Annotated in this window: 6 protein-coding genes; 3 read left to right on the top strand and 3 right to left on the bottom strand. The window is 55.9% G+C overall.

The genetic code is table 11. The annotated features are described in order from the left end of the window. Positions 1-46 precede the first annotated feature (46 nt). Together Poly59_RS28610 and Poly59_RS28605 are read left to right on the top strand one after the other, a co-directional pair. On the top strand, positions 47-1,735 hold the full coding sequence (locus Poly59_RS28610; protein ID WP_146537465.1) for a GspE/PulE family protein: 1,689 nt from the start codon (positions 47-49) through the stop codon (positions 1,733-1,735). Positions 1,736-1,869: 134 nt separating this feature from the next. Next, complete coding sequence (locus tag Poly59_RS28605; protein WP_146537464.1) at positions 1,870-3,084, top strand: type II secretion system F family protein; 1,215 nt, start codon at positions 1,870-1,872, stop codon at positions 3,082-3,084. 92 nt (positions 3,085-3,176) lie between these two features. Here Poly59_RS28605 and Poly59_RS28600 read toward each other — a convergent pair whose 3' ends face one another. The 3 genes from Poly59_RS28600 to Poly59_RS28590 form a co-directional block, all read right to left on the bottom strand. Further along, the gene (locus Poly59_RS28600; protein ID WP_146537463.1) at positions 3,177-5,051 is read right to left on the bottom strand and encodes a tetratricopeptide repeat protein; all 1,875 of its coding nucleotides are present in this window, start codon (positions 5,049-5,051) and stop codon (positions 3,177-3,179) included. Between the two features lie 174 nt (positions 5,052-5,225). After that, a complete protein-coding gene (locus tag Poly59_RS28595) occupies positions 5,226-6,248 on the bottom strand; it encodes a helix-turn-helix transcriptional regulator (protein ID WP_146537462.1) in 1,023 nt (340 codons plus the stop codon). A 154-nt stretch (positions 6,249-6,402) separates the two neighbouring features. Then, positions 6,403-7,206 carry an RDD family protein gene (locus tag Poly59_RS28590; RefSeq protein ID WP_146537461.1) on the bottom strand — a complete coding sequence of 268 codons (804 nt, stop codon included), beginning with the start codon at positions 7,204-7,206 and terminating at the stop codon, positions 6,403-6,405. Positions 7,207-7,454: 248 nt separating this feature from the next. On the opposite strand from Poly59_RS28590, the gene Poly59_RS28585 reads away from it, so the two are divergent. Then, entirely contained in the window at positions 7,455-12,404 is a 4,950-nt protein-coding gene (locus tag Poly59_RS28585) for a beta strand repeat-containing protein (RefSeq protein ID WP_146537460.1), read from the top strand. Positions 12,405-12,552: the final 148 nt, after the last annotated feature.

Here is a 12,552-nt window from a genome sequence, read left to right as displayed (position 1 = left end):
GTGGCAGCAGCCTGAACTATCCATGTAACTCCCGATACTTGTTTCTATGAGCGCTGGCGAAATCCTAAAACGACGCGGACTATTGACCGACGATCAACTCACGCAAAGTAGGCAAGAGGATGCGTCGAATGTGGTCCAATCGGCGATCGCACTGGGGTACGTTGGCGAAAAAGATGCGTTGCATGCTTTGGCGGATGAGGTTGGCTTGGACTATGTCGACTTGCGAGAAATCGACGTCGACTTGACCGCGCTCGAAGGCTTTCCGCAGAAGCTGATTTATCGAAATTCGTTGTTCCCAATTGGCTTCGAGGGCGATTCGATCATCGTCGCAACGTCGGATCCGCTGGATCTGTATCCGCTGGACGAAGCAAGCGCGGTAACTGGAAAAAATATTATTCCCGTTGTCGCGGCACGCGAAGAGATCGCGCGCCTGATGAATCGGCATCTCGGAGTCGGCAGCGAAACCATCGAAGGCCTGATGGCGGCCAAGGGCGAAGAAAGCGAAGTCGAACTGCTCGAGCAAATCGAATCCGATGGCAGCGAACTTAGCGAGATGGCGCAGGAAGCGTCGGTGGTTCGACTGGTAAACGAAATCTTGCTCGAAGCGATCCAGTCTCGTACCAGTGACGTTCACATCGAGTCGCAAGGCAATGGATTAGTCGTTCGCTTCCGCATTGACGGTATCTTGCATACTCAGCCGACGCCTCCAGAAATCAATCGCTTTCAAGCTGCCATCATCAGCCGCTTGAAAATCATGGCTCGCTTGAACATCGCAGAAAAGCGATTGCCGCAGGACGGTCGCATCAAGTTGCGAGTTCACGGGCGAGACGTCGATATTCGATTAAGTGTGATCCCGATGATCCACGGCGAAAGCTTGGTCATGCGGGTTCTTGATAAGTCGTCGATGGTGTTCGATCTTCAAGGACTGGGCATGTCGCCCGAGATTTTTGAACGGTTCAGCAAGATCATCGAGTTGCCACATGGAATCATCTTGGTCACGGGCCCGACAGGTTCGGGGAAGACGACAACGCTGTACAGCAGTTTGCTGCAGATTCGATCGCCAGCGACGAAGATTATCACGACGGAAGATCCCGTCGAGTATCAGTTGGATGGGATCAACCAGATCCAAGTTCACCCCAAGATTGGGCTAACGTTCTCGGCTTCCCTGCGCAGTATTTTGCGGCACGACCCGGATGTGGTTCTGGTCGGCGAAATTCGAGACTTGGAAACTGCCGAAAATGCGATCCAAGCTTCGCTGACGGGGCACTTGGTATTCAGCACGCTACACACCAACGATGCCGCAGGCGCGTTCACTCGGATGGGTGATATGGGCGTTGAACCGTTCCTCGTGGCGGGTACGGTCGAAGCCGTCATGGCTCAGCGACTGCTGCGTAGGCTATGCACCCACTGTAAAGAATCGTTCACGCCGACGAGCGACGACGCGCCACCAGATTTCAGTTGGGATCGCCTTGGCGATGGGAAAATTTATCGCCCTGTCGGATGCCGCGAGTGCCGTGGTTTTGGATATAGCGGCCGGATGGGTATTTATGAATTGTTGGTCACCAACGACGACATCCGGCAACTTGCTCAAGATCGTGCCAGCAGTTGGGACATTCGCCGTGCTGCGGTGAAGAACGGCATGCGAACGTTGCGGATGGATGCGTGGGACAAGGTCGTTGCCGGTGACACTAGCGTCGACGAAGTCCTTCGAGTGACCAAGGGCGAACAACTGTAGCGGAGTAAGTGACAGAGGACAGGTTTCAGGCCACATGATTCAGGGTCTGGATGAGCGTCCCTGTTGCAAATCGCAGCCGAGCTTGTCGCATTTTCCTAAAACCTGTCACCTGTAACCTGATCCCTACTGCTCCCATGCCCACCTTCGCCTACATCGCTCGTGACATGACGGGCAAACAAGTCAACGGGACGCTTGAAGCGCCCGGCCAGCGTGAAGCGTCGGCAATGCTAGCTGAGCGTTCGTTGTTTCCCGTCGAAGTCAAAGACGCTACTGCGTCGTCATCTTTGCCAGGATTCGGCGGCCGCAAAAAGAAAGTCAGCGGCCAAACGATGGCGATCTTCTACGGCCAACTGGCGTCGCTTTTGCGCGCCGGTGTGCCGATGATTCGGTCCTTGACAGTGCTTTCGAATCAGTCGTCCAACGTGACGCTGAAAGAGGTCGTCTCGGAAATCAAAGGCAAGGTCGAAGACGGCCAACCGCTCGGTGAAGCCATGGCGAGGTTCCCGAAAGTGTTCAGCGACATGGGCTGCAACATGGTGCGTGCTGGTTCCGAAGGCGGATTTCTAGAGGATGCATTAGAACGAGTCGGTGCGTTTACCGAACTGCAAGAAGACCTGAAGGGCCGGACAGTCAGCGCGATGGCGTACCCGATCTTTTTGTTCAGCGTCGGTAGTGTCGTCCTGTCGGCTCTGTTGGTGTTCTTTGTGCCGAAGTTCGACATGCTGTTTGAACGGCTGCGAAAAAAAGGCGAGATGCCTGTGATGACAGAATGGTTGCTGAACTTTAGCAACTTTTTGCAAAGCTACGGATGGATCCTGTTGGTAGCCGCCGCGATCGGCCTTGTCTTGATCAACATGAAGTTGAAGACCGACGCCGGCAAAGATTTGGCCGATCGGATCAAGCTAAAGATTCCTGTTCTTGGTGATATTCTGATGAACTTGGCGGTGGCTCGATTTTGTCGCGTCCTTGGAACTCTGCTAAGCAACGGCGTGCCGCTTCTGAAATCGCTAGAGATCGCTGGATCGGCGGCCGGGAATCGCTTGCTAACACAATCGATCAACGATGCGACTGAAAACATCAAGGCCGGCGAGAGCTTGGCGTTGCCGCTGCGAAACAGTGGCTATTTTCCGCAATCGGTTGCTGAAATGATTAGCGTCGGTGAAGAAAGTAACTCGTTGGACACCGTTCTGCCCGACATCGCGGACTCACTAGAAAAGACCACGTTTCGTCGACTCGATTTGTTCGTCCGTTTGCTCGAACCGATGATGTTGTTGGTGATGGCGGTGCTTGTGCTGGGCGTGGTGCTCGCACTGCTAGTACCAGTATTGAAGAGCAGCACGTCGCTGTAAGAGATTTCGCTGGAACAGAGTCGCGGACAAATAACCGTGACGTGATGGCAATGCGATGACGCCGTACTGCGGGCCGAGAATGGGGCCGAAGATCAGTCTGACTTGGCTGCCGCGCCGGCGAGTGCTTCTTCGAACTGTTTCAGTTGCCGTTCAAGCGGCGGCGAATGCGGCATCAGTTTCAACGCTCGCTTTTGCATCATCACCGCGTTTTCGAAGTCACCAACTGCGAAATAGCACCGGCCGCACGTATCGTATTTAGCGCCGTCAGCATCTAGTTCAAGCGAAGTCAAACTGTACTGCAGTGCTTTCTGAAGATCACCTTCAGTGTTGCTGACCAACCATGCGTATTGGTTCAGCATTTCGGCCACCAAGGCTGGTCCGACGCGGCCGTTGGCAAGCGATTTCACTTGAGCCGATTGAACTTCCGCGTCGGCACGCCGAATTGCCGTGGCAAGTTTCGACTGCACCAATTGTTTCCAACCTTCGTCCCCATCGGTCCGATACATGGTGATCAAAATGTCGACCGGGTTCTCGGACAATGAGTGAGCTTGAATCAAAAGCGGGCGTGCACCGTCGAGGTCGCCGGTTTTGATTTTTGCCATCGCGCTGTGATACAGCATCTCGCTGCGATAGTGGTTGTAGCGAATGAACATCAAGTTCAACCGCTGTTTCATCTTGTCGTCCTTTTCCACTCGCTGGACCAGCGGTTCCAAGATCTCAACGACTGCTTCGTGCCGTTCGAGTTCTGCCAACATCGTCGCCAATTGGCCGCGAACGACTGCTGACGGATGCGAGTCGACTTCCAGGTTCTCGATGATCTTTCGATACTCGCGTTCCGCCCAATGGAACAGGCCGCGGTCTTGCAGGCTGATGCCGATTTCAAGGTGAGCCTGCGCGGTTTCTTCGATGTCGCGAGGCGACATTTTTTCGCGCTCGGCATCGTTGGCCGGGAATGGTCGAATCGCCAAAGCCATGTCAGCGAGACGTTCAGCGTCCGCGTCGTTGTTGGCGACCTTTTCCGCTTCGGCGGCGCCATACAGAAGTACCGGTTGTTGGTCGAAGATCGATTGGAATTGTGATCGAAGGTCCAGAACGAATGAATGCAGTTGATGGTCGATCGCCCATGAGCAAGCGTCGGTCAAATGACGGGTCGTCGGTTCGATCAAGTCGATGTTGTCTCGTGCCAACGACAACGCTTCGTCAATATTGCTCGCATTGATGGCGCGTGTCGCGCAGATCTGCACCAGTTCAAGAACGGACGATCGGGTGGCCGCTTGTGTGGTTGATGCGTCCGTTTCATTTCGCTGGACAGCGATGAGGTCACGCCACTTTTGGGCCGAGTACTCACCTTGCGAAAGATCTTGCGAATAGACACGCAACCACTCCGACGCCTGTCGGTCGCTGTCGCCCAATCCTTCGTCGATTAGTTTTCCGTTGCGTCGGCGAATTCCCTCATCATCACTCATGTTTTGCTGCATGACCGCTAGTGCGGCTAGCCGGCTAAGTCGCATTGAGGTCTCGAATCGAGCCAAACGCACTAGCGCGGGCACGCCTTTGCGATCCGGAAATTCAGCCAGCAACTCGATGCGGCTGTTTCGTTCCGTTTCATTTTGGGCACCGTATTCGTGAAGCGCTTCACGAACTTCGGCAGGGTCAGTTTCCTTGGACCAACTGACGACGAGGCTGCTGACCAAATAGCGAGCCGCCATTTCGATTTCGATATCAGGATCGAACTGAGCCAAATGCAATTCGTCGAAAGCTTCCAAACCCATTCGCTGCAAAGCGTCCATCGCCTTGACTCGGGTCACGTAGCTTTCGGAGCCCAGTTTTTGAATCAGGCGACCCACTTCGGTTTCGCGGCGCTCGGTGGGGCCATTCGAAAAGTCCTCGGCCGATGCGGGAATTGCGGTCGCCGATGCGGCTGCGATTGAAAGCGAAGCGATCGAAGTTCGGAAAGCGTTTCGCACGGTAGACTCTGGATAAGGTGGTTTTCGGTAACCCCGGCTAAGATTCACCCCCAATCTAACCGATATGGCAAGGCGCGTCGAAGTCCAATCGAGCCCCCATCGCCGGCGGCCGGTGGCCACGGTTCGGGTAATCGACGGGGTTTCGCCGGCCGGCTTGGTTTAGGCCGGCTGGGTTTAGGCCGACGCACCGGCATAGCTGGTCGCCATTTTTTGAACCGCTTCAGCAACTGCCTCACGAAACTCTGGGGGCGCCAACACTTCGGCGTCGGCGCCAAGCGATAAGACTTTGGGCAGTACTTCGCGGGGATGCGATGCAGGGACCGTCATCACGGTCGTTCCGTCATCTTGAGTTGTTAGTTTTTGTTCGGGGTGCCAGGGATCCTCACGCACGTACGCGGCTGCTCGCGAGCCCAATCGGATGCTGACCATCGTGGGGTCTTCGCCCGAAAAAATGCCGATCGACTTGCCCAGGTGCTTGGACAATTCGATGTTGGGGTCTGGCTTGAAGTATTCGTCCAAAGCTGTTGCGTGGCGAAAGCGATCGAGTTTCCAGTTACGCAGTCGCTCGCTCGGTTCGACGACTTCGGGGGCCGCTGCGACGATGTAAATGCTGCTTTGATAAACTGCCAAGCCGTAGGGTTCGATTTTGCGAGTCGAAACAGGCTTGCCGACCGATTCGTATTCGACTTCGATGACTCGGTGTTCAATGATCGCTCGATTAATTGTCTTCAACATTCCTTCGTGGTTTTCGTACGACTTACTCGGTCCACCAAACACGTGCAGCGTTTTTCGGTATCGCGAATAGTGATCGAAGACGCCGTCGGGTACGGCTTCCTGGACCTTGTTCCAGAACGTCTCGATCCCACGCCAATACTGGGTGCCGACCAACGGAAAAAGAAGCTCGCGGCCGATCGACAGCGCAATCATTTCCGATGCCGATAGTCCAACCTCGTGGACGCCCTTGTTGTTCTGTCCCAGTTTGTAGACTTTGCCGCGTTCAACCGAGTCGTTTTGAATATCGAAACCGGCCGCTTGCAACGCTTCGACATCACGTCGCACTGTCCGCTCGTGCAGTGTGGTCAACCCGAGGTCGAGCACGAGATCGGCACGCAATTCTTCGAGCGTTCGCCCGAATCGTGAGCACTCGAGCAGTTGCAGCAACTTGTGCTGCCGAATCAGTTGGTCGTTACGAGCCATCGATCAAACTCTCTCCGTCCGTGTCAAATTGAACCGACCTGGATTGTCCCCCAGATCGTCTCGCTTGGGAAGACAGAGCGTCGTCTTGGACGTGCGTTCGATTTGCCAGCGAAACAACGGCAGCTGATTCGCATTTTCGAATTAGCTTTCCAAATTAAGCATCAACCACGATGGTGCTCGCCATTCGATCATGCAGAGTCCGGGCGTTATCTGAGAATACGAATAGGGCGTCAACCAAAGCTGGCAAATTAAACAGAAGCGACGAAAGCAAACCGAATCCAAACGATCGGATCAGCCAGCCATGCACAAAACCAGGCAGCTGGCGATCTGATTCCATCACAATGCGACTTCCTGCCGCCTTTTTGCCGATCGACTGGCCCGACTTGCAAATCATTGAGATGTTGATGCCCGTCACGATGATCATCGCAGTCAGCGTGAACGCTAGGTTGACGATTGGAACATAGGCAGGCGGGTTTTCGGGACGGATCGTGCCGAACTGGATATTCAGAAACAAAAAGAACAGCCCGGTCGAGATGAAGGTCGCGACAAAGTAGACCGCGCCGTCGATAAAAGCGCCAAAAAATCGTTTGCCAACACTTGCCACAGGACCACCAAATGAAGCACCCCCACCATGGGCCGTCGGTGCGTAGGGATTGGATGATTTCGGGCCAGTCGACGCCATTTTTACGGGCTGCAAGTCAGCTTCGGTTAACTCGTCGAATAGTCCCGGATCAAAGTCATTTCCCGCCGGAGCAGGACGTCTGGTCGTCGTGGCTGGCTCCGTCGGCCGTCTTGCGGCGGGGGCCGCGGCTGGCCGAGCCGCGGCTGCGCCGGACGCTGGCCCAGCTGTACCGCCCGGAGCTCGCAATTGTTTTCCACAAGGACATTTCACAACCTTGCCGGCGGCTGTGTCAGGCACATTCAATACGGTGGCACACGCCGGGCACTTGATTTTCATGAACAGGTTTTAAACAAGAGAAGCATTGAAAGAGGCTGCACAGGATTCTTCGACGTTTATGATAGTTGATTGGCGGATTTGTGGGGCTGAGCAGCACCGGCAATCGGTCCCGGCCGTGATCCCTGCTGAAATCCCCATCGAGGTCTCTGCAGAGGCACCACGGTGGCTGCGCTCCTGCTTCATGCCAATCCGCTGAATCCGCTATCATTGTTTCCTTGCAATACTCTCTCTCATCAAGATCTTCTGATATGCAAGTCCGCAAACTGTTCTCTCGCGTTAAGTCCAGTCGTTGCGCCACCGCTCGTGTTCGCCGACGACTCTCTAGGATGGAATCGCTCGAAAACCGCCGCGTCCTTGCTGCTTACATTGTCGTCACCGGCGGTGACGCAGGCAGTGGAGCTTGCGGCACTTCGGTTTGCACACTTCGCGACGCAGTGATTGCGGCTAACGCATCCCCCGGCCCTGACGAAATCACGTTCGCACCGTCGGTGACGGGCACGATCAATTTGACGGCCGCCAACGGCGAGTTGTTGATCAACGATCCCGTCACGATCACTGGCCCGGGCGCAGGGTCGCTAACCGTTCGTGCCACCACCAGCGCGGTCAACGAATTTCGATTGTTCGATATTTCGGCTGCTGCCGGTGATGTATCGATCTCAGGGTTAACGCTGACAGGTGGCCGCGTGGAAACCGATTTCGGCGGCGCAATTCGTTTCCAAAGTTCAGGCACGCTGACCATTCAAGACAGCGTCATCTCGGGCAATGTCGCCGATAGCGGCGGTGCAATCTACAGCGAATATGACGGAACGGTCCGTATCGTCGGCAGTACGTTGGAAAACAACGAAGCGGTACGCGGTGGCGGCGGCGCCATCCAAGTCGTCGAGGGCTCGATCGTTATCGAAGACTCGACGTTCAACAACAATCAGTCCTATGGCAGCGGCGGTGCAATCTCGAGTCCGTCGGCCGGTCCGATCACAATCTCTGGCAGCAACCTGACCAACAACCAAGTCAGTGAATCGGGCTTCAACGGCGGTGCCATCGACAGCGGTGATGGCGACGTCACGATCAATAACAGCATCATCAGTGGCAACTCAACCGCGGGCGGCGACGGCGGTGCTCTCTACAGCATCAGTGGTGCGGTTACGATTTCGGCGTCGACGTTTGACGGTAACACTGCACTGTATAACGGTGGTGCGATCCTGAACGATTCTGGGGCGATCACGATCAGTGATTCAAAAATCACCAATAACCAAGCCCAGTACGGTGATGGCGGTGGAGTCTCTAACTTCGCCGGCAATTTGACGATCACTCGTTCAACCATCAGCTCAAACAACAGCGTTACCGATGGCGGTGGTATTTCGAACGTCAGCGGCAAGGTGATCATTCGCGAATCGACGATTGACTCGAATACGGCAGGCGGCGATGGCGGCGGCATCGCGACGGTGACGGGGGGAGTCACGCTGACCAACTCGACCATTTCCGGTAACACGGGCAATGTTCGCGGCGGCGGAATCCAGACCGACAACGCGCCGATACGTTTGGTCAACTCAACCGTCACGGATAACGATTCGAACATCTCGGGCGGTGGTATCGGCACGCTAAACGACGGGATCTTTGTCGGTGACAATTTTGGGTCGATTTCGATCCAGAATTCGATCGTTGCCGAGAACGTCTCGCCTCTTGGACCCGACTTTGTCTCGCCAGCCAACCCGGTGGCCAACTTGCGCGTCAGTTTCAGCTTGATCGGAAATAACAAAGACACATCGCTAGCGGCATCGAACGGTACTGGAGGCAATTACATTGGAACTCCGACTTCACCAGTGGACCCGGCACTGGGACCGTTGGCTAATAATGGTGGCACCACACGAACTCACAATCCAGCGTCGTCGAGCATTGTCGTTGATGCAGGTAGCAACGCCTTGGCTGTCGATTTTGGCGAAGACGGTGTTTCGGGTGGCGGCGATGATGTGACGCTGGAGAACGATCAGCGGGGCGGCCTGTTCAGCCGAATTGCAAATGCGTCTGGATCAGGCGCAACGGTCGACATGGGAGCCGTCGAACGCCAGTCGCGTCCGATTCTGACGGTCGACACAATCTCTGATGAATCGGATGGTAATTTAGCGCCCGGCGATCGTTCGCTTCGCGAATTGATCGAACTTGCCAACGCCAGCGAAGGGTTCGACACGATCGTTGTACCGGGATCGATCGGTGCTACGATCACGCTTGATGCTTCTCTTCCGCCACTGACCATTACCGAGACGGTTTCGATCGTCGGCCCTGGCGCTGATCTTTTAGCAATCGTCGGCCCTGCCGGCACCACGAAACGCTTGGTTGAGATTGCATCAACGGCGGGTAACGTCAACATGTCTGGTTTGCGTTTTTCCGGTGGCGACGTGTCCGCGTCGACTGGCGCGGCCGGCAAAGGTGGTGCGATCACGTCAAGTTCGCCGGGTGACCTCGTGCTGGTCGGCGTCGAGCTGTCTGGGAACTCGGCGAATTCCGGAGGTGCCATTCATGTCTCTGCTGGATCGCTCTCGATCGCTGGTTCGCTGGTCGCCGAGAATGTTTCGCTTCAGTCAGGTGGTGGCGTCGTGCTTGATGGCGCGGCAACGTTGTTGGTGTTGGTTGATTCAACCATTTCGACTAACGCGGCCGGTGCTGATGGAGGCGGCGTGTTTTCGTCCGCGGGCGCGGTGTCGATCGAGTCGTCTACGTTCACGGGTAATTCCGCGGTCGTGCAGGGCGGTGCTATACGGATGGCTGCCGGTTCGACAACGCTGGCGATCGACAATTCGATCGTCGCAGCGAACACGGCCCCGATCGCCCCTGAATTCAACTCTCCTCAGAATCCTGTCGCCAACCTTGACGTTGATTTCTCGTTGATCGGTGACAACTCGGGCACGCTGCTTACTGCGACTCCGGTCACCGACGGGCAACCGGTCGCGGGCGCCGGCGGCAATTTCATTGGCGGTGCGGGGGCGGATGCGATTGACCCGAAACTAAGTCCGCTGATGACTCAAGGCGGAAGGCTTCGTGTGCATTTGCCTCTTCAATCAAGTCCCGCAATTGATAATGGCAGTACCGTTCGACTGCCGCTGGATTCTTACGATATCAATGGCAATGGTAGCCGGACTGAAATCTTGCCCGTCGACGTTCGGACGGCAACCCGCGTCGTTGGCGCCGTCGATATGGGATCCGTCGAACTTGCGCCGATTCCCACGGTGACCTGGGACACGCCCGCTGGCATCACGTTCGGTGAGGCGCTTAGTGGCACGCAGTTGAACGCAGTCTCGACTGCCGCAGGTTCGTTCACCTATACGCCAGTATCAGGAACGGTTTTGGACGCCGGTGCTGGCCAGACGTTGACGGCGGTGTTTACGCCGAATGATCCGTTTGCGTTTCGATCAGTGACCATCACAACGACGATCGATGTCGATACAGCCGAACCGAACGTCAATTGGGAAACACCCATTGCGATCATCGTCGGGACCGTGTTGTCGACGGATCAGTTGAATGCGACGGCGGATATCGCGGGGACGTTTGTTTACACTCCGCCGGTCGATACCGAGTTGGAACTGGGTGACGGACAATTGTTAAGTGTTCGGTTCACGCCCGATGATGCGAATTATCACGAAGTCAACAAGACCGTGCTGATCGACGTGGTTGAAGAAGCGGTCTCGGACGAGGACTTTGGTGACGCGCCGAGTGACTATGCCGTATCATTAGCTGATGACGGAGCCAGACATACGGTGGGATCGCTTCGTTTGGGATCGGTAGTTACTGCCGACGACGACGGGCAGCCATCTCTGGCAGCCGATGCAGACGATGATGACGGTGTGACTCTGCTGGCGAACCCGGTTGCCGTTTCCGGCACTGATACAATCGCCAGCTTCTTGGTGTCGGTTTCGGCTGATGCGAAACTAGACGCCTGGCTTGATTTTGATGCCAATGGATCTTGGGACAGTGCCGATCAAATTGCAACCAACCTGTCAGTCACCGCAGGGGACAACGTGATCTCGTTCACCGTTCCCGCGGGAACTCTCGCTGGCGAAACGTTCGCCCGATTCCGGCTCAGCAGTGCAGGTTCACTTGGTCCGACCGGCGCCGCGGTGGACGGTGAAGTCGAAGACGTTCTTGTCGAAATCCTCGACGGGGATTTGCAAGCCGATGCGATTGTTACCGTGGTGGGCGGCTTGGGAAGCGTAACATCAGCCGGTGGCAACGTTACCGTCGACTCGGGTGCCGACACGCTTTTCGAGGCGCCGGTGAACGCGTTGACAGACCTGCAAATTGATGGCACGGAATCCGACGATTCATTCACGTTGGTCGTGTCGTCGTTGTCGGATTCGGCAACGCTTGCCATCAACGGCTCGCTCGGTACAAACACGTTGGTTGTCGAAACGGCGACCGTTGATTTGACGGATCCCACGGTCCTTGTGATCGAGAATTTTGCGATCATTGATCTGATGACGCCAGGATCGCAAACGATCACGATTGATGCGGGCGTTGTCACCTCGCTTTCCCCTGCTGCGCAAACGATTCTGGTCCGCGCCAACTCGGCCGAAGATCGATTGGTCTTTGTTGATGTCGCGGACTGGCGAATGGACACGCCGGATACGTCGGGTGGCGGATTCGTGATCGTGGCTTTGAACCAAGTGACAGGTCAGATCGTGCGAACAGAAGCCACGTCGGGGTGGCACAACGTGATCGAGCCTTCCGACGTCAACAACAATGGCTCCGTCACAGCCAGCGACGCGTTGGTGGTCATCAACGAACTGGGACGACGGGCCTACTCGGACGGCGCCAGCAGCCTGCTGGAAGATCCAACAACGTCAAATCCATTTCCAGGTACGTACTACGATCAAAATGGCGACGGACGGGCGACTGCACTTGATGCACTGCGTGTGATCAATCAACTGGCTAGGATCAGTAACAGTGGCGGCGAACAAGTCGACGGCGAACAAGTGCTTGTTCAGCCTCCTTCGTCGCCAATCACTTTGTTCGAAAGGACCAGGGACATCGAGTTTACTTTCGACTCCGAGACCACCATCGACAAGGTCGCTTCCTTCGCCGAGCAGACCAGTGAAACTGCCGAACCGCAGAGGGCTGCTTCCGAGCAATCCGGCGCGACCGAGACATGGGCGAACAGCGTCGACGAATTCCTAACCGAACTTGGCCTGCAGACCAGTATCGGTTAGCTGGCGATCAGGGGACGGAATTAGTCGAATCGCAGCACCGAACCGCCTCGTGTCAGTAATTTTCCAGTGGACAGAATCTGTCCACTGCGGTGGTGAAACTCTTTCTCTTTTGGGTCGACGGCGACGCTCCGTTGGTCCAAACGTCGCA

It is taken from the genome of Rubripirellula reticaptiva, assembly GCF_007860175.1.
GTDB lineage: Bacteria > Planctomycetota > Planctomycetia > Pirellulales > Pirellulaceae > Rubripirellula > Rubripirellula reticaptiva.
This window is presented reverse-complemented; position numbering and strand designations above follow the sequence as displayed.

Coding starts and splice junctions, on each gene's coding strand:
- Poly59_RS28585 (WP_146537460.1), top strand. CDS start 7,455: ATGCAAGTCCGCAAACTGTTCTCTCGCGTTAAGTCCAGTCGTTGCGCC.
- Poly59_RS28605 (WP_146537464.1), top strand. CDS start 1,870: ATGCCCACCTTCGCCTACATCGCTCGTGACATGACGGGCAAACAAGTC.
- Poly59_RS28610 (WP_146537465.1), top strand. CDS start 47: ATGAGCGCTGGCGAAATCCTAAAACGACGCGGACTATTGACCGACGAT.
- Poly59_RS28590 (WP_146537461.1), bottom strand. CDS start 7,206: ATGAAAATCAAGTGCCCGGCGTGTGCCACCGTATTGAATGTGCCTGAC.
- Poly59_RS28595 (WP_146537462.1), bottom strand. CDS start 6,248: ATGGCTCGTAACGACCAACTGATTCGGCAGCACAAGTTGCTGCAACTG.